Genomic DNA, 23,099 nt, shown 5'->3' on the forward strand with positions numbered 1-23,099 from the left:
TTCAAACAACTCCCATTAAATCGGGCTGTTTGATCAGCATCGGCGCCACCGGCTGGGTTTCCTCGCGATAACAATCCGGAGAGTTGTCCCGCAGCGGCAGATCGACGTCGCCGGGTTGCCAGCGTACAAAGCCGACGCCGCGTTGGAAAACAAATATCTCGCCGCTGTCCGGATCTTTGGCACTGAGATGCACCCAACCGCCGCCGATCAATTCCCGCAAGCTTTCTTGTCGACCATAAATTTCTTCTAACACCGAGGTGTTAGCCTCGACGATGATTTGCAGGCGCATCGCTTCGTGAATCTCGATCATCTGCCTGGGTAAGCCAGTACGCAGATCACTACCGGCACCTTCCATCACAGCGCAAAAACCGGTCAGATTGTGCGGTACTTTCGAACCGCAACCCAGCCTCTCGTTATTCACGGTGGAAAAATAATATTCCAGATTAATGCCGGCACCGACCGGACCCACCGCCAGCAGGATGCCTTCCAACACCGTGCTGTCCGGGTCCTGGCTAGGATCGTAGGAGATCAAAAACAGGCGGCGGTCGAAAAATGCGCCTTGCGTCAAAGCGCGTCTGCCGACCAACGCGGCGGCATTGGTGGCGTGGCCTAACTCCGGGCGGGCTTGCGAAAAGTCGGTCGCGCGCTCCAGAAAATGCCGCAAAGCCTGTTGCGGTTCTGGCCGGCGCGGCGCAGAAGCCAGACGCCGGCAACGTTCGTGAGCAGACATACGCTGTGCGTGTTGCATCTGCTGCATAAATTTATTGAAAGCCGCTTGCCGCTCGGTTGGCACGGCAATGCTGTCATACCACGTGATGTCTTCGTCGCAGGTGTTGTGTTCGGCGCCAATAAACCAGGTATCGTCCGGTATTTTAATACCTCTCTCAGCTAACAACTGTCGGACTTCTGGGCGATTGGCCATCGCAGCGAACAGCCGCGCATTCGGCCCGCCATGCCGCCCGCTGCAGGCTCCGCAATCGTAAGCGGATAAATGCGGATTGTTTTGGCTCATCGAGCCGTGGCCCATTAGCACCACCAATTCGGCAAAGCCATAGGTCAAACCGGTATTTCGCAAAAACCCGGCGATCCGGTCGGCTTGTTCCTGGTCGGTAAAACCCTGGCGCGGCTGTTGCGATGTAGCCGGAGTAGTGCTGTCGGTAGCAGTAAAACTCAATTGCGAGGCCACATCGGGCGCGATCCTTTTCGCTGCCGCAGCCAGCAACTGATGCTGAGTTTTCGGAATGAAACTTTTCGCCAGTAGACCAAGCAAGGTAAACGGCGCCATGGCGTTAATCACCGGATACGCCAGCAGCGCATCGTGGCGCAAGCCATGATGAAGCAAATCAGCAAGCCGTTGCTTCAGATTACGGCCTTGCCGGTGCCGGGCCAAGGCTTTTTCCTGGCCGGGTTGACTGCACTCCTGAACATTGTGCGCCGGCACCACGACTACCGGACACAGCGCCGTCAATTTGCTGTCATCCAGGCCTTGATAATTCATCGGCACGCCGAAAAACCCAGCGGCCCCCAGCGTTTCGATGGCCGGATTGAGTTCTTCCAAGTGGCGGCGGATACCTTCCTCGCGGTCGTCCATACAAAACACGATTTGCGCCTCGGGCCGTCTGTCGCGTTGCGCCCAACGCCCTCTATCATGATTGGCATGCAATGCCTGCAGTAGCGCTTGCTGATAGTGGCGTTCGTAAGCGTTCAGCCAGATAGTGCTGCGATCCGCTTCGCTGAAAGCATCGATAATGCCCAAGCATTCCAACAGTCGCGCCTGTTCCAAATGCTGTATCGCACCTGCGGTCAAGCCGAGCAATTGGCAGACGCGAAACAGCCGCCAACCCTGGTTATAAATACTCAGGGCCGAGGGCGCCAGCGGGCTGAGTTGCCAAGTCCAGATCCGTTCGGCCAAGGTCTGCCAGGCCTGCTTGTCTCGCGATGCCTCGTTTAATAACGATTGCGCCGCCAGTGCCAGATACTCCGGCAATTGGCCCTGAAATAAGGCCTGCCTGACTGAAAACTCCGCCAGGTTTTTCGAAAAATAGCCGCGCAGCTTGTCCAGTTGCGCCTCGCAATGCCATTGCCGACGGCAAAGCTGTTCGGCGTAAAGCCGGTCCAGGGTCAAGCGTATCGCCAGGTAATCGGCCAATAAGGGCTTCGTGTCGTCGTCTGCTTGATAATCCGGGTGGGTCTGACGCCAGTTGATCAAGCCGGACCAACCCGGTAATTCCAAGGCCAGTCTTTGCAAATACCCTGCCCAGCGTTGTTCCGGGACAGCAAGCGCAGTCAACTGTTGCGCGATGGCGTCGATAGCCTCGGCCGGCAACGCTGCGGTAACCGCTTGCCAATCATTCAGTTCCTGAAAAACCGGCTGGGCATCGTAGATTAAACTCTCGCGCCAGGCCTGATACAAACCCAGATCTTCCCGCTTAGGCAAACGCCAGGCCGCCAGCCCTTCGTCCAGCAAGGACGCGCACAAACGAATCAATTGCGGGCGCACCGAGTCAAGAATATCCTTACCGGTCAAAGCCAGTAGCAAACCGCGCACGGTCAAACTGTCGCCGACCCGCGAAAACAGCTTTGCCACACTCTCCTCGCTGTATTGGCGCAGATGCTGCTCCGCACCGGCATTCGCCATATCCGGCAGCCATTGCCGGATTTGCTCGGCGGACAGATCCAGAAAATCTTCCGGATGCAAATCAGGCATGTGTAAGCCAAGCTTGGCAAGCAGGGCATTCCACAATTCGCGAGAGGTTTCGCCAGCGGCAGCCGGCCTATCCAAAACACCTAACTCCAGCACTTGCCAATCGAATTGCCCGGGCGTCAGCGCCAGCAACTCGTTTAACAATGCCAGCCGGTAAAGCATTTTTTGAGTAATGGTCTTGCCATTGACATTGCAAATCTCGGTGTCCAGCGCATCCGCAAATTGCTGCGCCAACGCGGCATCAATATCTTCATCGGCTATCCGGCCCTGCGCATAAAACTCCCGAAACTGTTCGGCGGACAGATAACAACTAATACCGGTTAGCTGGGTAAATTCCGCCAGCGCTTGTTCGAACGGCAGGTGTTGAAAACCATGCAAGGTATTGTGATGCACGAAATCGTGAATCGGCGCTTGTCCCGGCAACACATGATCCAGGTGATTGATCGCGTCTATGATGATTTGCCGGGGGGATAGAGCGTTTGTAGAGGATGCCATAATACTTTCAGCCTCTGAACGGTGTCGCTAGCGCGACGGCTGTTTTAATGCCGGTTCTCGGACCGACAGCCGAGATACTTTCTTTTGCATCGCCAAAAGAAAGTATCCAAAGAAAAGGCGACCCGAATGCCGCTTGACTCCTGCGCGCCAAAGCTTTTGCCGAGGGTTTTCGGAAGGGGCTTCCCAGCCCCTCCGAAAACGAGCGGCATCCCTGCCGCTCCCCTAACGGGCTATTCTCGGCAAAAGCTTCGGTGCTCGGCGCGGCATACGGGAACGAAGCCCTTCCAGCGGCAAGGGTTGTATTCACGGCAATCTTTCCCCCATCACCAACAACATCTTCCCCACCGTCGCCGTAGACAACTCAATCAAAGGCGCCGGCAATAAACCGAACAACACAATGCTGCCGACTAACACCCCGGATGCCATCAATTCCAGCGATTTTAAATCGGCAATGTCCCGCATCTGTGGTTTGACCGGCCCGGTGAACAGCAAACCGATAGTGCGCATCGCATAAGCCGCGCTGATCAAAATGCTTAAACTAAAAAACACCATCAAGCCGCCCCATTGTTGAAAGCCGCCTATCAAAGTGTGCAGTTCGGCGATAAAACCCACGGAACCGGGTAGGCCCATGGCTGCCAGCAAAGTCAAGGTGGTCAAGGTGGCGAAGCGCGGCATAACCTGCACCAGCGAACTGTAATCCTGGATATTGCGGGTATGGGTGCGTTCGTAAAGCAGGCCCACCAACAAAAACAAGGCGCCGGCGATCAGGCCGTGCGCGGTCATTTGCAATATCGCGCCGGTGAAGCCGGTTTCATTCAGCGCGGCGATGCCCAGCAACACCACGCCCATATGGCTCAAGGACGAGTAAGCCACCATGGCTTTCAGATCGCGCTGCCGCCAGGCCAGCAAGCCGCCGTAGATCATGCCGAACAAGGCGAGAAACACCAACAATGGTTGAATCAATTTGGCGGCCACCGGCAGCATCACCGCGCAGCGCAACAAGCCGTAGGCACCCATTTTCAAAAGAATGCCGGATAGCAGGATACTGATCGGACTGGGCGCTTCGACGTGAGCCAGCGGCAGCCAGCCATGCAAGGGAAAGATCGGCATTTTCACGCCGAACCCAATCAGAAACCCCAGCAGCACCAGCACTTGTTCGACCTCCGGCATGTTTTGCGCGGCTTGGCCCATCGAGGCCATCAAGGAACCCTGGTTTTCCAAATCGTATTGACTGATCGCCAGCAGACTCAGCAACATGAACACCGAGCCGCCCATGGTGTACAACACAAAATTCAAACTGGCGGCATGCCGGCGTTTGCCGCCCCAGCGGTCGATCAGGAAAAACAGTGGGATTAAGGTGACTTCCCAGAAGATGTAAAACAGCGCCCAGTCCTGCGCCATGAATACGCCGAGCATGCCGAATTCCAACAATAGAATGGAAATGTGATAGCCCTTGATGCTATCGGACAGGGAGAAGGAGGCCAGCAGGGAAATACAAGTTAATAAGGTCGCCAGGACCAGCATCGGCATAGACAGACCGTCCACACCCAGCGCGTAAGCGCTGCCGAGCTTGGGATTAAGCGGATAGAACTCGCTAAATTGCAGCGCGGTGTCGGCGGCGTCGAACTCGGCCAATAGCAAACCAGCCAGCAGCAAAGCCGCCAAGCTGAATACATTAGCTACAATTCTGATCAATCGGCTGTTCCGGCCTGAGACCAGTACCAGCAATATTGCCCCCAGCGCCGGGGTCCATAACAGCGCGCTTAGCATCACCATTGTTATCGTTTAAGTTCAATACAGCAAACATTCTAACGACATTTGGTTGAAAAAAGCCAATTCGGCAAAAAATTGGTTTAAATAAACCGAAGCAAGCTCTAACGCTCACGCCTTGAACCTTAGCGTCCGATTTCGCAAAGCCGAATGCTTCGTGTACCCTACGCGCTTCAAAAAATAACAGGATCTTGGAGATCCTTAATATGCGCAACATCGTCATGCTGTTGCATAACGACAATAGCTCGGAAGACCTCATAAAAGCCAAACGCATGAATTCCGCCCGAGTTCTTCATCCCGGTTTCCCGCGAGCTGATAGCCTTTAACTACCATGCAAATACACATGATCGCCGTTGGCAACAAGATGCCGGACTGGGTGCAGCAAGGTTATAATGAATATGCCAAGCGGCTACCGCGCGAATGCGAGTTGCTGCTCAAGGAAGTCGCCCCGGACAAACGCCGTAGCGGCGACATTGCCCGGATAACCAAGGACGAAGGAGGACGCATGATAGCGGCATTGCCGAGCCGGGCGCACGTGGTGACGCTGGATATTCCCGGTAAGCCATGGACCACCCCGAATCTGGCGCAAGCGCTGCAACGCTGGCTAGGTAACGGTCAGCCGGTCGCGTTGATGATAGGCGGGCCGGAAGGCTTATCTCAGCAGGTACGCGACCTGGCGCAGGAATCCTGGAGTTTATCGCCGCTGACCTTCCCGCATCCTTTGGTCCGCGTCATTGTCGCTGAACAAATCTACCGGGCCTGGAGTCTATTGAACAATCACCCTTATCATCGTTAAGCGCATGCACCCACAACTGATCCTGGCTTCCGCCTCGCCGCGCCGCAGTGAATTGCTCAAGCAAATCGGCATCCGTCACAGTATCATGGCGGTCGACATCGACGAAACACCGTGGCCGGGCGAAACGCCGGCGGCTTACGTCGAGCGGGTGGCTGCGGAAAAATCCGCGCTCTGTCTGGCGACAACCGCTACTGATTTACCGGTACTGGCTGCGGACACCAGCGTGATTTGCAACGGCCGCATCCTCGGCAAACCCGACGATTTACAACATGCTATTGAAATGCTGAGCCATTTATCCGGCCGCAACCATCAAGTGTATAGCGCGGTATCCTTACGCGGAGAGCAACACTGGCAGGCACTCAGCATTAGCGAAGTGCGCTTCAGACCCTTGAGCCATCAGGAAATCGTCAGCTATTGGCAAACCGGTGAACCTTGTGACAAGGCCGGAGCCTATGCAATTCAAGGCCTGGCCAGCGTGTTTATCGAATCGATCACCGGCAGTTTTTCCGGGGTGATGGGCTTGCCGCTCTACGAAACAGCGCAATTATTAAGCCTAGCAGGCATAGATGTAATCCAATGAGCGAAGAAATATTAATCAACGTCACGCCGCCGGAAACCAGGGTGGCGGTGATCGAAAACGGCGTACTGCAAGAACTGATTATCGAGCGGGTGCGGCAAAAAGGCTTGGTCGGTAACATTTACAAAGGCGAGGTATGCCGGGTATTGCCTGGGATGCAGGCGGCCTTTGTCGACATTGGCCTGGACAAAGCGGCGTTTTTACATTTATCCGATTTCAGCAGCCAGGAACTGGCCGAAAAAGCCTCTGAAAATATCGAACATTATTTGAAGGAAGGCCAAAAATTGGTGGTGCAAGTCACCAAGGATCCGCTCGGCAACAAAGGCGCCCGTCTGACCACCGACATCTCCATCCCCTCCCGCTACCAGGTTTACATGCCCTACGCCGGCAACTCCGGAGTTTCGCAACGCATCGAATGCGAAGCCGAACGTACCCGCTTGCGTGCTTGCATCGAAGCCTATCAACAAAAGCATCAGGTACCGGGCGGCTTCATCGCCCGCACCGCCGCCGAGTGCGTGGAAGACGTGATTCTGTACTCGGACATGACTTTTTTGCATAAACTCTGGGAGTCCATCCTGGATAAAAGCAAAAAGGCCAAGGTCAAGTCCCTGATTCACGAAGATTTGCCTCTCAGCATTCGCACCTTGCGGGATTTATATAAAGACGGCATCGAGAAAATCCGGGTCGATTCCAAAGAAACTTTTTTACGGCTGGTCGAATTTGCCGAAACCTTTGTCCCAGAAATCGTTTCGGTGATCGAACATTATTCCGGCGAACGGCCGGTGTTCGACATTTACAATGTCGAGGACGAGATCAGCAAGGCGCTGGACCGCAAAGTCAAACTCAAATCCGGCGGCCATCTGGTGTTCGACCAGACCGAATCGATGACCACCGTGGACGTCAATACTGGCGGCTACGTCGGTGGCCGCAATCTGGAAGAAACCATTTTCAAGACCAATCTGGAAGCGGCACAGACTATTTCCCGCCAGCTGCGGCTGCGGAATTTGGGCGGCATCATCATTATCGATTTCATCGATATGCAAAGCGAGGATCACAAGAAGCAAGTATTGACTGCATTGCAACGCAATCTGGACAAGGATCACGCTAAGACCAAGATCACCGAGGTTTCGGCGCTGGGTCTGGTGGAAATGACCCGTAAACGCACGCGCGAGAGCTTGGAACACATTCTGTGTGAGCCGTGCTCGACCTGCGGCGGCCGTGGCGTGCTGAAAACCCCGGAATCGATTTGCCTGGAAATTTTCCGGGAGATTATTCGGGTGGTCAGACAATACAGCGTCCAACAGATCCTGGTACTAGCTTCCGAGCAAGTGGTGGAAATGTTGCTGGACGAGGAAGCCGACATGCTCGCAGAGCTGGAAGTGTTTTTGAAGGTCGGCATCAAAATCCGCGCCGAAGCCGAATACAATCAGGAGCACTACGACGTGGTGCTGTTATAGGCGGCTATTTTGGTTATTCACCACGTTACCCGGGCCACTCGCCATCTGCTGTTTTGGTCGCTAATCGCGATAGCCCTAGTCTTGACTGCGGTACGAATTTTTCTGTTCGATATTGCCGACTACCGTACCGTCCTGGAACAAAAAGTCCGCGAGACCACCGGTATTCCGCTGCATATCGGCAGACTGGGGGCGAATATGCGCGGCTTCAGTCCGGAATTGCTGCTGCGCGAAATCGCCATCGAAGGTGCGGATGCCAAGGCCAAACCCGCCATTCGCCTTAAGGAAGTTAGGATCGGCATCGATTTACTGGAATTGCTGCTGACTCAAGACCCGATGGCCGCCAGCTGGGTAACGCTGGTTGGCGCCAAACTGGATATTTTGCGCAACGAGGACGGCAGCCTGAGCATCAAAGGCCTGCAAAGCAGCGACGAGCAACCGCTTTGGCTGTTGCAGGGCGGTAAATACGAAATTCTGCAAAGCCAGGTGGCTTGGCAGGATCTGAAACGGCATCGGCAGCCGGTCACCGTCGAACAATTCGATTTGGTGATCAAAAACCACTATTTGGATCAAAGCCACGAGATCCATCTGCTTAGCAGCTTACCAGAGCAATACGGCGATAGCTTGCGGATTTCCGCCATACTCAACGGCAATATCTTCCAGGCCAACGCCATTAACGGCGACCTGTATGTCGAAGGCAGCAATCTGCAGGGCCCGGCTTGGCTGATAGAGGAATTGCCGCTGGGTTTGCGCTTGGAATCCGGCTCCGGCGACATCCGCATCTGGAGCCAATGGCGAGATTCCGTGCCTTACCAAGTCAGCGGCTATCTGCAAGCCCAGCAGATTAAAATCGCCGGACAGCAGAGCAAAATGCTGCAATTGGACACCTTCGAAGGCAATCTGGGCTGGAGCGAGCAAGATGGCCGGCAACGCTGGAGCGCTTACAATGTCAATATATTTGCGAATCATCAGCGCTGGCGGGATGGCGAGGTATATCTGCAACAGGACGCGCAAGGCAAGCTGGGCGGCGTAATCAAGCAGTTGAATTTACAAGCCTTGATGCATTTAGTTCCGCCGTTTTTGCCGGCAGAGCATAGCGATTTGAGCAAATGGCTACAATTCAATCCGCGCGGCATTTTGCAAGATCTGGCGTTTTATCTTGACAGCAGCTCACAGCGCTATGCGCTTAGCGGACGTTTCAGCCAGCTTGGCAACGATGCGCAAGGCGATATGCCGCAAATACAGGAGCTGAGCGGATCCATCAGTGCCAGCGATCGGGGAGGGCAACTGATATTCGACAGTAAAAACGCCAAGTTTAATGCCGCGCAAATGTTCAGAAGCAGCCTGGAGATTCCCCGCCTGCAAGGTCGCCTAGATTGGCGGCAAACCGATAGCGACTGGCAAATTTCCAGCGAAAATATGCAGCTGGACAGCGAAGCCTTTCAAACCCAAACCCGTCTGCAGCTCAGCATTCCGAAAAATAACGACAGCGCTGTTATCGATATGCATACCCGCTTCGGCAATTTCAAGGACATCAGCAAAGTGCCGCAGTACCTGCCGGCCAAAATCATGGGCAAGGATGCGGTAGCGTGGCTGGACGACGCCTTCGTCGGCGGCCGCATCGACAAGGGCGAAATGCTGCTGAACGGCAAGTTGGACGACTTTCCGTTCAGCAAAAGTCCAGGGCAATTCGAAGTGGTGTTTGCGATAGACGAGGGCGAAATCCAGTTCAACGCCTTATGGCCGCATTTGCGCGCTGTGCATGCCGACGTACAGTTCCTCGGCGCAGACTTGCAAGTTGCGATCGACGGCGGCCGCAGCGAAAATGTCGATATTAATCAAGCCGTGGTATCGATTCCCGATCTGGCCGAAAGCAATTATGTTTACGTGCTGGGCCAAGTACAAAGCAAGTTGCCGCAAAGCTTGCAGTATTTGCAAAAAACTCCGTTACGAGCCAAGGTCGAGCCGCTGGCAAAAGTCCTGGCGCCGGACGGCGATACTCAAGTCGATCTGGATTTAAAAATCGCCTATTACGAGACTCTACCGACCACGGTTAAAGTAGACGCGCATTTGGACAAAGCCCGCTTGACTGTCAAACCGGTCGATCTTGCCGTTAGCGATATTACCGGCGTTCTGCGGTTTACCGAAGACCGCGTGAGCAGTAACCGTATCGAAGCCAACACCCTGGGTTATCCAATTCACGGCTTGCTTCAAAGCGACACCAGCGCCACGAAATTGCTGCTAGACGGCGTAACCGACATCGATCGCCTGGAAAAGCAATTCAGTTTCCTGAAAAACCAAGTCGCGGACGGCCGCTTAAACTATCAGGCGGTACTGACGCTGCCTTACACCGCGACCCAACCGTCTACGCTGAACATAAGCAGCAACTTACAAGGTGTGACAATCAATACTCATGACGAACTTGCCAAATCCGCCGACCAAGAACAGGCGTTGAATTTACGTTTCCAATTCGATGACAGCAGCTATTTACCGCTACAAATTCATTACGGCAAGGAATTGAACGCGGCACTACTCGTCGACGGCAAACAAAATCAGCTGCATTCGGGACATATCGTATTCGGCCACGAACAGGCTGATTTTTTTGAACCGGCGGGCTTGAAACTGCAAATCACCCAGCCGCAATTCAAATTGTCGGACGCACTAGCCGCCTTCACCGACAACGAAACTCAGCAGCGTTTGCCGCCGTTAAAAGAAGTCATTCTGGATACCGACGCACTGATCTGGCAAGGCCAAAACATAGGCGCGTTAAAATGCCGGCTACAGCATGTGAATCAGGCTTGGCAAGCCACGCTGGACAGTGCGATGGCTCGCGGCAAGCTGACGCTGCCGGATCAACGCGGCGGCTCCAACATCATCAAGTTGCAGATGGACTATCTGAATCTATCGGCGATGGATAATCTGAATTTCGATGCCGCGGAAGAAGTTGTCACCGATTTGCCATTAATCGATGTCGACAGCAAACAGTTATTATGGCGCGGCGTGGATTTAGGCAGTTTAAAGTTGAATACCGAAAGGCTGATCAACGGCATCCACTTCAAACACGTACAACTGGCCAGCGTCGCCGGCACGATGGATTTCAGCGCGGATTGGATCAAACTGGTTGGCGGCAGTTCGACACAATTGACCGGCAAACTCAACATGAACGGTTTTGGCTTGTTTCTGTCGCAACTGGGTTTTACCGACGACTTGAGAGGCACGCACGCCGAGATCAATTTCAACGGCGGTTGGCGCGGCGCGCCGCAGCAATTTTCCATGGCCAATCTCACCGGGCAAATGCAGCTAAAATTCAGTGACGGCCGCATTTCCAGTATCGAACCGGGCTTCGGCCGCCTGCTGGGACTAATCGCGATGGAACAATGGGCCAAACGCTTAAGCTTGGATTTTACCGACGTCTATCGGCAGGGTTTGGCCTTCGACCAGATTACCGGAGACTTTAAAATCAGCAACGGTCTGGCCTATACCGACAATTTATTGATCGACGCTGTGTCGGCGAAACTTAGCATAGCCGGAACCGCGGATCTGGTGAAAAAGACCATGGACCACCGGGTCGCGGTGGTGCCCAAGAGTTCCGGGGCGGTGCCTATTGCTGGTACAATCGTGGGCGGTATCGCCACTATCATTACGCAGGTAGTAACGGACGATTACAAAGAAGGTTATTTTTTCGGCTCGCAATACAAACTTGCCGGGCCTTGGGGAAATGTCGAGGTCACGCCGCTGCACGATCAGGATGGCTTGGTGCAAAAAGCTTGGCGCGGTTTAACCGGCGGCTGGCTGGATTCACTGAGTAAGTGAGCGGTAGCGGCCTTACTTTGAACGGCGGCTACGGCCAAGCCTCCCCTTAGTTTACGTTATCGACAACAATTATAAACAGGGACATTTCATGACCATATGTGCCGCCATCCAGATGGCCTCAGGACCGCAAGTCAGCGCCAATTTGCTCGAAGCCGAGAGACAAATCGCCGAAGCAGTGAAAGCCGGCGCGAAACTGGTGGCCTTGCCGGAAAATTTTGCCATCATGGGGCTTAACGAGTACGACAAGGTTAAAGTCAGCGAACCGGACGGCTCAGGGCCGATTCAGGATTTTTTGGCCGCTACCGCGAAAAGATACGGCGTTTGGGTGGTCGGCGGCACAATGCCGATGCAGGCCGTCGCACCCAACAAGGTTCGCGCCGCCTGCCTGATTTACAACGAGCAGGGCGAACGAGTCGCGCGTTACGACAAAGTGCATTTGTTCGATGTCAGCGTGCCGGATACCGCCGAGGAATACCGCGAATCCGATTCGGTGGAAGCGGGCGACACATCCTGTGTAATCGATACTCCGTTCGGCCGTCTGGGCGTCGCGGTTTGCTACGATTTGCGTTTTCCGGAATTTTTTCGGCCAATGACCCGGCAAGGCTTGGATATATTGGTCATTCCTTCGGCATTTACCGCCAAAACCGGCGCCGCGCATTGGGAAGTATTGTTGCGAGCCCGCGCGATCGAAAACCTCTGCTATGTGATTGCGCCGAATCAGGGCGGCTTTCATATGAACGGCCGGCAAACCTATGGTCATAGCATGGTGATCGATCCTTGGGGCGTGGTGCTGGATTGTTATAAAACCGGCCCCGGCTTCGTCAGCGCCGAAATCGATAAAAGCCGTCTGGAAAAAACCCGTCTGTCTTTCCCGGTGCTGGAACATAGACGTTTTTTTTGCGAGTAAGCCTTATGTTGTTTAGAACCTTGACTTACGGCCTGCCTTGTTTGTTGCTGGCGGCTTGCGCGGACGCACCGGACAAATATCGCGATACCCATCATCTAGAATTGCCGCCGGTTTTGCCGATAGAACACACTAATCCACAACCGGCGGTGGCAGCGGACGATTTGAAACCCAAGTCGGCCTTGGCTAATTTGATGGCATTTACCGACAATGCGGGCAAACCCTTACTAACCTTGAAAACCCGTCGAGATCGCGCTTGGGAGATGATCTCTACCGCGCTGAAAATCAGCGACATCGAGGTACTGGATAAAAATCAGGACGAGAACCGCTTTCAGGTCCGTTACGATCCGGATACCAGCGGTAAAGACGTGGGCTTGCTGCGGTCGCTAATCAGCAATCACTACGACGAGGCCGAATACAACATCACCCTGAAGGAAGAGATCGCCGGCATCGCGGTCAATGCCGCACTTAGTAAGCCGGATGCGGTAGATGCCGATTCAGACGGTTCCGCAGAACTGATCCGCTTACTACACAAAATCATTGACGAAAAAATTATCAACCGCGAACCGGAACAGAAACCGGAAAAATAAACAGACCGCGCCTGATTTGGCCTCGCATTTCAGGCAAAAACCTGGAGGATTCAAAACCGAAGTGCAACACCCCAAACACCAGTAAGGTATGCACATGGAATCCACCTCAAAACATTATCAACAGCTTCAGCCTGAAGATCGCATCACGATCAGCAGCCTGAAGCAACAAAACTACAGTCTTCGGGCGATAGCACGGGTTCTGCAACGGTCCGCCAGTACCATTAGCCGAGAGCTTCGTCGTAATGGTGCGGGCGATCATTACATCAGTGTCCAGGCACAGCAAACCTGTCAACGTCGTCGGCGTCAATCGCGTCCACGAGAGAAGCTGCATGCTGAGGGACTGCTGTTTGGCGTCGTCCAGTATTTTCTGCAACTTCGCTGGTCGCCGGAGCAGATCGCACTGGTGCTGGCACAGCTTTATCCCAAAGGCCATGAGTATCGCGTGTCACACGAAACCATTTACAACTGCATCTATGCGCAACCGGTCGGCGAACTAAAACGTGACCTGATTGCCTGCCTGCGCCAGGCTAAAAACAGACGTGTCCCCCGCAGCAAAGGACAAGACCGTCGCGGCCAGATACCCGACATGCTCAGCATCCATCTAAGACCACCCGACATCGAAGATCGCCAGTTTCCGGGACATTGGGAAGGCGACCTCATCAAAGGCGCGGCCAACGCCAGTGCGGTGGGTACCTTGGTGGAGCGGACCAGTCGCTTGCTAATGTTGATCAAACTACCCCATCCGCAGCCTGCCAGTGCCGCTAACGTGCTGCAAGCCTTTACCGACATGCTCAACCGCATTGCTCAACCAATGCGGTTGAGCATGACCTATGACCAAGGCCGCGAGATGGCTTTACACAAGCAGTTAACTGCGAATACCGGCATTGCCGTGTACTTCTGCGATCCCCATAGCCCTTGGCAGCGCGGCTCCAACGAAAATATGAACGGCTTGATCCGTCAGTATTTACCTAAGGGCACCGATCTATCAGGCTACACCCAGCAACAACTGGATACGATTGCCGATCAAATTAACGCTCGCCCTCGAAAAGGTCTTGGGGTACGCTGCCCGCTTGCTGTCTACAGGGAATTACTGCTGAACAGCTCACAACCGTCAAATCTCATTCATTAATAGCGTGGTGTTGCACTTCGGTTTTGAATCCGCCCCTATTAATCGGCCGATTTAGCCAATACGTCAAGTATATTCAGAAATTGGTAAATTTACTGAGAAAGGTAATTTGGCAATTTTGATGAGTTATCGCCGACGCAATGTGCTTATTATATTGAAAATACGAGTCGTGCATTGCGTACCCGTCATGCGATTTTAAATTGCCGAACGGATCATAGCCTTTTGCGGAAAAGAAGGAATGATGAATCTGCTGCGACAATGGCATGTAGTTTTTTGAGCTAATTAAGGCTTTCATGTTGTTCTCCGGTATTTTGCAGTGGAAATACCATACGCTTTTTATTAAAAAATTACCGTGACGCACTATCAATAAGATCCCAAAGCTTTAAAGATATGCGGCGAGCACGGCACTTTTAAAATTACCGCACCCTTCAAGTTACGACAATTCCGCGGACAGATTATTTCTGGATATTCGGTAGAGCTTTATATTATTCAAACTTGATCATCAATTGTCACCTGACGATCGTTGGCTGGTTACACGGGCTTGCTAAACCCATACTTATAATCCTTGGAATCGGCGCGCCGCCTAATTTACAACACAGAATTGGGCACACCTGGGCTCTATGCCGAATTGGTTTAAAGAAAAAATAGAAATTGTTTGGCAAAAGCGACTTTTATAATGTACGCAAAACAAAATATCGCACCCGCAAAGAATATCCAACGCCGCTTACCTTGTTCTCGCATTGTGAAAATACCCAGGCCAATAAATACAAGCATTAAGAACAATTTGCCGACAATCCAAGCATAGGAAGTGGACAACCAATTGCCCTGCACTACCAAGACTATTCCGGACAGCAATAAGCCGGTAGCTAAACCATGCGGCAAAATTTTCAGCCACTTTTCCGCCAACAACTCAGGCTTTTTCTCGGCCAAATACACTCGCCAAATAAAACTGATAATAACGAGCGTTACAAATAAAAGATGTAAATGTTTCATAGCAATGGCATAGGTTGAATAAAAGTATGATGATAACAAAAGAATTTTAAATGCCGTATTTATATTCGGCACCATAAAAACTCTAAGATACACGCGTTAAGCCGGCATAGAATTGGTAGAAACTATTTTCCCGGCAAAATTGAATACCTAATTTTTACTATATTTTCCAATGCCCCGATTTGCCGCCGCGCTTTTCCAATACCCTAACACCTTGTATCACCATACCGCGATCAACGGCCTTGCACATATCGTACACGGTCAACAAGGCAATCTGAGTCGCAGTGAGTGCTTCCATTTCCACGCCGGTTTGGCCGGCAGTTTTCACCGTTGTTCGACAATATACCCGATGCAACTCGGTATGCGGCTGCAAGTTAATCTCGACGTGAGTAATCGGCAAGGGATGACATAAAGGAATCAGATCGGCGGTTTTTTTACTGGCCATAATGCCGGCAATCCGCGCAATGCCCAATACATCCCCCTTTTTGTGATTACCTGCCACAATCAGAGCCAGCGTTTCCGGCTGCATTTCAATATAACCCTCGCAAACGGCCTGCCGTTGCGTGACAGCTTTGTCGCCGACATCAACCATATGGGCTTCACCGGCGGCATTAAAATGAGTGAGCGACGATTCGGACATGGCATACTGAGCGAGTGGAAATTCCACGCATTGTATTACCGGGTGAATAAAGATGTCGATTAAAGTACTTTACTTTGCAAGTTTGAAGGATTCGGTTGGCCGCGACTGCGACGAGCTAAACATTGAAGCGCCGCTCCCCGCAAGGGACATATGGCGGCGGGCCAATCCGAATACACCGCTGCCGGATGCCGTATTGGCGGCTATCAATATGGAATATGTCGGCTTAGACGCCGAGGCTAACGATGGCGACGAGGTGGCTTTTTTCCCGCCTGTTACCGGAGGCTGAGATGACTATCAAGCTATATACCGAAACCTTCGACCCCTGGCGAGAACTCACCGACTACCAATCGCAAGCCGATGGTATGGCCGGAAAATACGGCGCCACTAGCGTATTCGTCGGCAGTATGCGCGATTTCAATCAGGGCGATAACGTCCGCAGCATGTATCTGGAACATTATCCAGGCATGACCGAAAAGCAATTACTACACATCATTGAACAGGCGCGAAGTCAGTGGCAGTTTTTGGATGCGCTGGTCATTCATCGCCTCGGTCAGGTATGGCCCAACGATACGCTGGTGCTGGTCGCGGTATGGTCTGAACATCGCGGCGACGCTTTTGACGCCAGTCGTTTTATTATGGAAAATTTGAAGAGTCAGGCGCCGTTTTGGAAGCGAGAAACCTTAGAGTCAGGTAGCGCACGCTGGGTCGAGAAAAATAGCGATGGTTACAAACAGCAAAACTGATGCGTTAGGATTGGCGCAGATTGCTCACCGATTGACTATCGACGACATAGTTTGCCGCGCCAATATCGCCTAATGCACCGGCGTGCAGTTGCTGCCGGAGTTCGGTAATTTGTTGGTTGGCCTGATTAACCTGCTGCTTCAAATCGTTAATGGTTTCATGTAGATATTCGAAGTGAACCTGGAAATAGCGTGCCGAGGGGAAGCTGGCGTCTAACGCTTCCTGAGACATGCTGTTCGCTTTGGATCGAGATCGTCTTGTTTTCATAATGCACCTGAGATCATTACTTTAGGCTAACTCATGCCTCGCTAAAGCGACAGCCATTCCGCCCTTATCTATAAGACGATTCAGAATTGAAAATCCCCACTTACAGTACGAAAAAATTTCGTTGCCAAAGGTTTTCAAGCAAACTTGTTCGGCAACCACACTTGTTCAATACCGGTCCGCAGACCCCGTTGCGGCATGAATGCGGCTTCATTGCCCCAGAAAAACCAGACCAAAAACTTCTCGAATACCGCCAAGTGAGCAGCCGCGTAGCCGACGCACATGATATCGAATTGAAAACTGCCCCTCTCCACGATGGAATCATTGAATGACAAAGCCGTCGTGAATAACCCAGCTCACCCGAGCCATGCCGGGGGTATGAGCATCGACCCGGCTACCGCTTAACAGAGCGTAATCCGGCGCTTATACAAAGCTTGTATATTAGGCTGCTTGGTAATGGTCAGCACCGCAGAATCCGAAAGTTTTCTATGGATAAGGTTGACCATATCCACTTCGCCTTCGGGATCAAGCGAATCGAAAGCTTCTTGCATTAAAATCCACTTAGGTTTGTGCAACAACAAGCGCACCAAGCCCAAACGCTGTTTCTGTTCGCGCTCAAGGTTCTTCTCCCAATCCGCAACTTGATCGAGCTGTTCTTTCAGCTCTTTCACACCGGCCAATTCCAACGTATTTTCCAATACCTGCTGATCGAAGGCCGAGGGGTCGGAAGGGTAACAAATCGAAGCGCGCAAGGTACCGGTCGGTAAATAGGGCCGCGGCGGCATAAAAAACATAGTCTCATCATCCGGCAATTCGATTGCGCCCTCTCCCCATGGCCACAGGCCGGCAATCGCTTTGAACAGCTTATTGCCGGAAAACGCATTACCGGCAATCAATACACGCTCTCCAGCCTTGATTTCTTCGTTGAGGGTAGACACGCAGACGATTCTGTCCAAACGCGAAATGCATAAATCGCGAAATGCCAATACAGATTTGTCGCTTTTCACCAAACGAATCCGATACGGATCGGGCTTGGCTATTTCGCGTTCCAGTTGCTCCAAAGCCTTGCTCAAGCCCAATACCCGCTCGACGGAGGCGCGCCATTCCGCCACCTTCCCCATGTTGTCAACCGGCCAGGACAGGGCCGCGACCATTTGCTGAAAAGCCTGTGCCGATTGCATCAACGCGCCCAGACTGATAGTCCCCAAAATATAGCGCGGCGCCGACACCAGAATCGGAAACGCCATCGACAATATCGAGTACCCGGAGCTAAACATGGTTATACGCTGCCAGGCATGAGTTTGCTGATTCCAGGCATCGACAATATTTCCGAACAAGCGGTGAAAATGTGGATTCTCATGGCGCTCGCCGTGGATCAAGGCAATTGCTTGCGCATTTTCGCGGGCCTTGACTAACGCAAAACGGAAATTGGCTTCCACGGTCTGCCTGTTGTCGGTAGCCATGGTCAGGGGCCGGCCTATCCACCAACCCAAAGTCGATGCACTCGCCGCATAAATCAGCGCCAACCAGACCAAATGGCCCTGAATCGGTACTTCAAGTACGCCCAGATTCAGGGTGACCGTGCCGGATAGAGTCCACAAAATTTCGGTGAAACTGGTTAGCAATAACAGGCAATAAAAGAAGGTATGTAATAAATCGATGGCATATTCCGTGGAAATCCGGATATCTTCCGCAATCCGACCGTCGGGATTGTCATGCTGCCCCGGAATGTGCGTAACCAGATAATGACGGCCGTCGCGCATCCATTGACCGATCAATTTGTCGGTTAGCCAACCGCGCCAACTCAATTGCAGACGGCGTTTGACAACCAGATGACTCGCGGTAATCGCCATGTTGGCGATAAAAATCAATACGATTAGTCCTACTTGCGTAAACAGCCTCGACATCGAGCGCTGTTCCAGCGCATCGAATAAGTCGGCGCTCCACTCGGTAATAATGACCGACACCGCAATCTGCGCCACTGTCAACGCAACCAAAAACGCCGATAAAGTCCGGATAGTGGTCTTATTTTCCGAGCACCAGAAAGGGCCCGCCAATCGGACGAATTGCATAAAAAATTTGCTGGTTGTGCGCAAGGCCATACTCCTCATTTAAGGTCGTCGCGCAATATAACAAAATTAATCGCATCGATAACCATCAAATGTGCTGATGCGCTGCTGCCCGCGCATCAGACTAAGGCTAGGCTTTTGTGTTTTATAACAAAAAAGAGAAAAAACAGAGGTGGAGATGTTTGACGAGTTTGCGACGAGCGCTAAAACGCTCGTCGGTACAGGCGTTTTGCGCTTAGCGCTTCATCGAATCAAAAAATGCAGCGTTGGTTTTAAAGTCTTTGAGTTTGCCCAACAAAAACTCGGATGCCGCCAACTCGTCCATTGGTTGCAGAATTTTGCGCAAAATCCAGGTTTTTTGCAGCTCGTCGGGATCGACCAGATATTCCTCACGACGCGTGCCGGAACGGTTGATATTGATCGCGGGGTAAATCCGTTTTTCGGCAATTTTCCGCTCCAGATGCAGTTCCATGTTACCGGTACCTTTGAACTCTTCGAAGATCACCTCGTCCATCCGCGAGCCGGTTTCCACCAGTGCGGTGGCGATGATGGTCAAACTGCCGCCTTCTTCGATATTCCGCGCCGCACCGAAAAAGCGTTTGGGTTTTTCCAGCGCATTGGCGTCAACACCGCCGGACAGCAATTTGCCGGAAGACGGCACTACCATGTTGTACGCGCGGGCCAGACGGGTAATCGAGTCTAACAGGATAACCACGTCGTGCTTGTGCTCCACCATCCTGCGGGCTTTTTCGATCACCATATCGGCTACTTGCACGTGGCGGGTCGCCGGCTCGTCGAAGGTACTGGAAACCACTTCGCCGCGCACGCAACGCTCCATCTCGGTGACCTCTTCCGGACGCTCGTCGATCAACAACACGATCAGATAACATTCGGGATTATTCTCGGCGATCGCGTGGGCGATGCTTTGCATGATCATGGTTTTACCGGCTTTCGGCGGCGAAACGATCAGGCCGCGCTGGCCTTTACCAATAGGGGCAATCAAGTCGATGATGCGGGCAGTTAAATCTTCGCTGGTACCGTTGCCTTGTTCCAATCGGAAACGTTTATTGGCAAACAGCGGGGTAAGGTTGGAAAAGGAAATCTTATTTTTGGATTGTTCGGGCGATTCGAAGTTGATACTTTCCACCTTCAACATCGCAAAATAACGTTCGCCTTCCTTCGGTGGGCGAATTTTACCGCTGACGGTATCGCCGGTGCGCAAGCCAAACCGTCTGATTTGACTGGGCGATACGTAGATGTCGTCCGGTCCCGCCAGATACGAACACCCCGGAGTCCTTAAAAAACCGAAACCGTCCGCCAGTATTTCCAAAACACCATCGCCAAAAATATCTTCGCCGCTTTTCGCCTGTTTTTTCAGGATTGCAAAAATCAGTTCCTGCTTTCGGGCTCTGTCGATATTTTCCAGCCCCAAGGACTCGGCAATCGCGATAATTTCAGTAACTTGTTTAAGTTTTAACTCGGTAAGATTCATGTTGATTAAGGGAAATGAAAGAAATGCAAAACAGCAGAAAGCCGTTTACAGCGGAAGGTGGTTGTTGGATAAATTAGGGATGTTCAGGATGCGAAGAAGCAAGCGGAGAAAATTTTAGCGCAATAACCGGACTTATCAAAAACATTTTTAATAAATCCGGTTGATTCAGCTGATTTAGATGTTGCTATCGATAAACGCAGCCAACTGAGATTTGGTTAACGCACCGACTTTGGTCGCTTCCACTTCGCCGCCCTTGAAAATCATCAAGGTCGGAATGCCACGCACACCGTAGTGTTGCGGAGTTTTAGGATTCTCGTCGATATTCAATTTGGCAACAGTGAGTTTGCCTTGATATTCGGATGCAATTTCATCCAAAACCGGGGCAATCATCTTGCAGGGCCCGCACCACTCCGCCCAATAATCGACCAACACCGGCGCACCGGATTTCAACACAGTTTCATTAAAATCAGCATCTGATACATGAAGGACTAGGTCGCTCACGCCATTCTCCATTAGTTTACAAAGTCAAGACTATAGTTTCGCCGCGCTTTAATTGTCAATCGATTTCAACCGCGCGGCTTTTTAGTTTATCCTATCGCGCTATGAAGAAAACACATTTGACGGAAACGCGTTTTAGCAATTTGGAGCTGTCCGACTCCATCATCAAAGGTCTGAAAGAAGCAGGATTCATCAACTGCACACCCATTCAGGATAAATCCTTGCCCTTGTCGTTAAGGGGCAAAGACATTGCCGGCCAGGCCCAAACAGGCACCGGCAAAACCGCCACGTTTCTGCTGGCGACCTTTCAGCATCTGATCAACGACGAAAGCGAAAAAATCAAGAATCCGCGCGCTTTAATCCTGGCACCGACCCGCGAGCTGGCGATCCAGATACACAAAGACGCAGTGGCCTTGAGCAAGTATCTGAACCTGAAGTTTGCGCTGATCTACGGCGGCACCGACTACCAAAAACAGTTGGATAAAATCAAAGGCAATGTCGACATTATCATCGGCACGCCGGGCCGCATCATTGATTTTTACCGGCAGGGCGCTTTTACGCTGGACAATATTCAAGTCACCGTGATGGACGAAGCCGACCGCATGTTCGATTTGGGCTTCATTAAAGACATCCGCTTCCTGCTGCGCCGCATGCCGCCCGCGGAAAAACGTTTAAACATGCTGTTTTCGGCCACACTGTCCTACAAAGTCACCGAACTGGCCTACGAGCACATGAACAATCCGGTACTGATTCGCATCGAATCCGAGGAAGTCACATCCAAAGCCATCAATCAGGTAGCTTACTGCCCGGCCAACGAACAAAAAATCCCGCTGTTACTGGGCTTGCTGAAGCAGCATCAACCGCAGCGCAGCATCGTCTTCGTCAACACCAAACGTTGCGCTGAACAGCTGGACGATTATCTGCAAGCCAACGGCCATAAAACCGCTATGCTCAGCGGCGACGTACCGCAGGAAAAACGCCAGCGCCTGCTCAACGATTTCCAAGAAAACCGGGTAACGCTATTAATTGCTACCGACGTCGCCGCGCGTGGTTTGCACATCCCCGATGTGTCGCATGTGTTCAACTACGACTTGCCGCAGGATGTCGAGGATTACGTGCATCGCATCGGCCGTACCGCCCGTTTCGGCGCCAGCGGCGAGGCTATCAGCTTCATTTGCGAGGAATACGCTTACTCGATGCCGGACATCGAAGACTACATCGGCGAAAAAGTGCCGGTGCAAACCATCACCCCGGAATTGATGGTGGAAGACGTGATAAAACCGGAACGCCGCGAACCGCGTGAACGGGTCATGCAGCGTGACAAACGCCCGCCGCGTTCTGAGCACAAACCCAGAGAACACAGGGCGCCGCGTCCCGCACCCGCTACAAACCAGGCATCAACGCCCGAAAATCCTCCACCGCCGCAAACTCAGCAACCTGCCTGACCGGCCGCTGACTATCCGGCTTGCTGATCGACACCAGATAAGCAATGCCGAAAGTCCGAGCGGACGTCAATACGGCAGCGCTATCGTCCACCAGCAGCGTTCTATCCTTTTCAAACAGATGTTTGTCTTGCAGGATCTGCCAAAAACCTTGCTGCTCCTTGGCAAAACCAAAATCGTGCGACGAAATAATTTCGTCGAAAAATTGATGTAGACAGGTTTTTTCCATCTTAAGATTCAAGCTGTCGCGATGCGCGTTCGTCACCAGTAATAAGCGCTTGCCGCTGGCTCGCACCGCATCCAAGAATTCGGTGACATGGGGGTGCACCGCAATCAAACCGGCCAATTCCTGCTTCAATCCGGCGATATTCAACGCTAGCTCCGTACTCCAAAAATCCAGGCAATACCACTCCAATTTGCCCTCCATCGCTTTAAACCGCGGCGCCAACTGCCGTTTGGCTTCATCGAGCAACAGGCCGTGCAACTCGGCAAAGCGCAACGGCACAAACTCCTGCCAAAAATGATTATCGAAATTCAAATCCAGTAAGGTGCCATCCATATCCAGCAGCACGGTATCGATTTGGTTCCAGTCGAGCATCGCCGTTTTTCCTTGTAAAAGCTCGACATATCGCCGAGTCGCAACTATCCACACTGACCAGGCCACCATCGCGAAACATATGCATCGCATCGAGCGTGGGCATACACAGGCCGGTATCGTTTTAATTCTAACCGGA

General features: G+C 52.4%; 20 protein-coding genes. 10 read left to right on the forward strand and 10 right to left on the reverse strand.

The genetic code is table 11. The features are described from left to right. Position 1: 1 nt before the first annotated feature. Both ACH50O_RS17630 and ACH50O_RS17635 read right to left on the reverse strand, forming a co-directional pair. Positions 2-3,199 (reverse strand): DUF2309 domain-containing protein, encoded by a 3,198-nt coding sequence (locus tag ACH50O_RS17630; RefSeq protein ID WP_446809057.1) that lies wholly within the window; start codon positions 3,197-3,199, stop codon positions 2-4. Between the two features lie 303 nt (positions 3,200-3,502). Beyond that, positions 3,503-4,975: a complex I subunit 4 family protein gene (locus ACH50O_RS17635; RefSeq protein ID WP_446809058.1), complete on the reverse strand. Its 1,473-nt coding sequence runs from the start codon at positions 4,973-4,975 to the stop codon at positions 3,503-3,505. Between the two features lie 325 nt (positions 4,976-5,300). Between ACH50O_RS17635 and rlmH the strand changes: the two genes are divergently transcribed. The 7 genes from rlmH (at position 5,301) to ACH50O_RS17670 (ending at position 14,232) form a co-directional block, all read left to right on the forward strand. Further along, positions 5,301-5,765, forward strand: coding sequence for a 23S rRNA (pseudouridine(1915)-N(3))-methyltransferase RlmH (gene rlmH, locus ACH50O_RS17640; RefSeq protein ID WP_446809059.1), 465 nt, complete (start codon positions 5,301-5,303; stop codon positions 5,763-5,765). Positions 5,766-5,769: 4 nt separating this feature from the next. Further along, a complete protein-coding gene (locus ACH50O_RS17645) occupies positions 5,770-6,345 on the forward strand; it encodes a Maf family protein (RefSeq protein ID WP_446809060.1) in 576 nt (191 codons plus the stop codon). Beyond that, positions 6,342-7,799, forward strand: coding sequence for a ribonuclease G (rng, locus tag ACH50O_RS17650; RefSeq protein WP_446809061.1), 1,458 nt, complete (start codon positions 6,342-6,344; stop codon positions 7,797-7,799). Before ACH50O_RS17645 ends, rng begins: the two co-directional genes overlap by 4 nt. A 9-nt stretch (positions 7,800-7,808) precedes the next feature. Then, the gene (locus ACH50O_RS17655) at positions 7,809-11,609 is read left to right on the forward strand and encodes a YhdP family protein (protein ID WP_446809062.1); all 3,801 of its coding nucleotides are present in this window, start codon (positions 7,809-7,811) and stop codon (positions 11,607-11,609) included. Between the two features lie 88 nt (positions 11,610-11,697). Next, positions 11,698-12,516: a carbon-nitrogen hydrolase family protein gene (locus ACH50O_RS17660; protein WP_446809063.1), complete on the forward strand. Its 819-nt coding sequence runs from the start codon at positions 11,698-11,700 to the stop codon at positions 12,514-12,516. A gap of 5 nt (positions 12,517-12,521) precedes the next feature. After that, entirely contained in the window at positions 12,522-13,103 is a 582-nt protein-coding gene (locus ACH50O_RS17665; RefSeq protein ID WP_446809064.1) for a hypothetical protein, read from the forward strand. Positions 13,104-13,197: 94 nt separating this feature from the next. Next, positions 13,198-14,232, forward strand: coding sequence for an IS30 family transposase (locus tag ACH50O_RS17670; protein WP_446809065.1), 1,035 nt, complete (start codon positions 13,198-13,200; stop codon positions 14,230-14,232). A 630-nt stretch (positions 14,233-14,862) separates the two neighbouring features. Here the strand turns inward: ACH50O_RS17670 and ACH50O_RS17675 are convergent. Together ACH50O_RS17675 and moaC are read right to left on the reverse strand one after the other, a co-directional pair. Then, on the reverse strand, positions 14,863-15,297 hold the full coding sequence (locus ACH50O_RS17675) for a SirB2 family protein (RefSeq protein WP_446809066.1): 435 nt from the start codon (positions 15,295-15,297) through the stop codon (positions 14,863-14,865). An 82-nt stretch (positions 15,298-15,379) separates the two neighbouring features. After that, entirely contained in the window at positions 15,380-15,859 is a 480-nt protein-coding gene (moaC, locus tag ACH50O_RS17680; RefSeq protein WP_446809067.1) for a cyclic pyranopterin monophosphate synthase MoaC, read from the reverse strand. Positions 15,860-15,911: 52 nt separating this feature from the next. Here moaC and ACH50O_RS17685 point away from each other — a divergent pair, with 52 nt between their 5' ends. Beyond that, positions 15,912-16,145: a MoaD/ThiS family protein gene (locus tag ACH50O_RS17685; RefSeq protein ID WP_446809068.1), complete on the forward strand. Its 234-nt coding sequence runs from the start codon at positions 15,912-15,914 to the stop codon at positions 16,143-16,145. A 1-nt stretch (position 16,146) separates the two neighbouring features. Beyond that, a complete protein-coding gene (locus tag ACH50O_RS17690; RefSeq protein ID WP_446809069.1) occupies positions 16,147-16,602 on the forward strand; it encodes a molybdenum cofactor biosynthesis protein MoaE in 456 nt (151 codons plus the stop codon). A gap of 4 nt (positions 16,603-16,606) precedes the next feature. On the opposite strand, the gene ACH50O_RS17695 is transcribed toward ACH50O_RS17690, so the two are convergent. From ACH50O_RS17695 to trxA, 5 genes are all read right to left on the reverse strand, one after another. Beyond that, positions 16,607-16,831 (reverse strand): hypothetical protein, encoded by a 225-nt coding sequence (locus tag ACH50O_RS17695; protein WP_446809070.1) that lies wholly within the window; start codon positions 16,829-16,831, stop codon positions 16,607-16,609. A 170-nt stretch (positions 16,832-17,001) separates the two neighbouring features. Beyond that, positions 17,002-17,199: a hypothetical protein gene (locus tag ACH50O_RS17700; protein WP_446809071.1), complete on the reverse strand. Its 198-nt coding sequence runs from the start codon at positions 17,197-17,199 to the stop codon at positions 17,002-17,004. 66 nt (positions 17,200-17,265) lie between these two features. Further along, positions 17,266-18,936: an ABC transporter ATP-binding protein/permease gene (locus ACH50O_RS17705; protein ID WP_446809072.1), complete on the reverse strand. Its 1,671-nt coding sequence runs from the start codon at positions 18,934-18,936 to the stop codon at positions 17,266-17,268. 232 nt (positions 18,937-19,168) lie between these two features. Further along, positions 19,169-20,425, reverse strand: coding sequence for a transcription termination factor Rho (rho, locus tag ACH50O_RS17710; protein WP_036275080.1), 1,257 nt, complete (start codon positions 20,423-20,425; stop codon positions 19,169-19,171). 174 nt (positions 20,426-20,599) lie between these two features. Next, positions 20,600-20,926 (reverse strand): thioredoxin TrxA, encoded by a 327-nt coding sequence (trxA, locus tag ACH50O_RS17715; RefSeq protein WP_446809073.1) that lies wholly within the window; start codon positions 20,924-20,926, stop codon positions 20,600-20,602. Between the two features lie 101 nt (positions 20,927-21,027). On the opposite strand from trxA, the gene rhlB reads away from it, so the two are divergent. Continuing rightward, entirely contained in the window at positions 21,028-22,368 is a 1,341-nt protein-coding gene (gene rhlB, locus ACH50O_RS17720; RefSeq protein ID WP_446809074.1) for an ATP-dependent RNA helicase RhlB, read from the forward strand. Here rhlB and yrfG read toward each other — a convergent pair. Further along, positions 22,307-22,963 (reverse strand): GMP/IMP nucleotidase, encoded by a 657-nt coding sequence (yrfG, locus tag ACH50O_RS17725; protein WP_446809075.1) that lies wholly within the window; start codon positions 22,961-22,963, stop codon positions 22,307-22,309. The genes rhlB and yrfG overlap by 62 nt on opposite strands. Between the last annotated feature and the right edge of the window lie 136 nt (positions 22,964-23,099).

This window comes from Methylomonas sp. 2BW1-5-20 (assembly GCF_052474515.1).

Excerpts from the sequence above, each read along its gene's own strand:
- rng (WP_446809061.1), top strand. The coding sequence starts at position 6,342 with ATGAGCGAAGAAATATTAATCAACGTCACGCCGCCGGAAACCAGGGTG.
- ACH50O_RS17685 (WP_446809068.1), top strand. The coding sequence starts at position 15,912 with ATGTCGATTAAAGTACTTTACTTTGCAAGTTTGAAGGATTCGGTTGGC.
- rlmH (WP_446809059.1), top strand. The coding sequence starts at position 5,301 with ATGCAAATACACATGATCGCCGTTGGCAACAAGATGCCGGACTGGGTG.
- ACH50O_RS17675 (WP_446809066.1), bottom strand. The coding sequence starts at position 15,297 with ATGGTGCCGAATATAAATACGGCATTTAAAATTCTTTTGTTATCATCA.
- rho (WP_036275080.1), bottom strand. The coding sequence starts at position 20,425 with ATGAATCTTACCGAGTTAAAACTTAAACAAGTTACTGAAATTATCGCG.
- yrfG (WP_446809075.1), bottom strand. The coding sequence starts at position 22,963 with ATGCTCGACTGGAACCAAATCGATACCGTGCTGCTGGATATGGATGGC.
- ACH50O_RS17670 (WP_446809065.1), top strand. The coding sequence starts at position 13,198 with ATGGAATCCACCTCAAAACATTATCAACAGCTTCAGCCTGAAGATCGC.
- ACH50O_RS17630 (WP_446809057.1), bottom strand. The coding sequence starts at position 3,199 with ATGGCATCCTCTACAAACGCTCTATCCCCCCGGCAAATCATCATAGAC.
- moaC (WP_446809067.1), bottom strand. The coding sequence starts at position 15,859 with ATGTCCGAATCGTCGCTCACTCATTTTAATGCCGCCGGTGAAGCCCAT.
- ACH50O_RS17665 (WP_446809064.1), top strand. The coding sequence starts at position 12,522 with ATGTTGTTTAGAACCTTGACTTACGGCCTGCCTTGTTTGTTGCTGGCG.
- ACH50O_RS17695 (WP_446809070.1), bottom strand. The coding sequence starts at position 16,831 with ATGTCTCAGGAAGCGTTAGACGCCAGCTTCCCCTCGGCACGCTATTTC.
- ACH50O_RS17705 (WP_446809072.1), bottom strand. The coding sequence starts at position 18,936 with ATGCAATTCGTCCGATTGGCGGGCCCTTTCTGGTGCTCGGAAAATAAG.
- ACH50O_RS17660 (WP_446809063.1), top strand. The coding sequence starts at position 11,698 with ATGACCATATGTGCCGCCATCCAGATGGCCTCAGGACCGCAAGTCAGC.
- ACH50O_RS17690 (WP_446809069.1), top strand. The coding sequence starts at position 16,147 with ATGACTATCAAGCTATATACCGAAACCTTCGACCCCTGGCGAGAACTC.
- ACH50O_RS17645 (WP_446809060.1), top strand. The coding sequence starts at position 5,770 with ATGCACCCACAACTGATCCTGGCTTCCGCCTCGCCGCGCCGCAGTGAA.
- rhlB (WP_446809074.1), top strand. The coding sequence starts at position 21,028 with ATGAAGAAAACACATTTGACGGAAACGCGTTTTAGCAATTTGGAGCTG.
- ACH50O_RS17635 (WP_446809058.1), bottom strand. The coding sequence starts at position 4,975 with ATGGTGATGCTAAGCGCGCTGTTATGGACCCCGGCGCTGGGGGCAATA.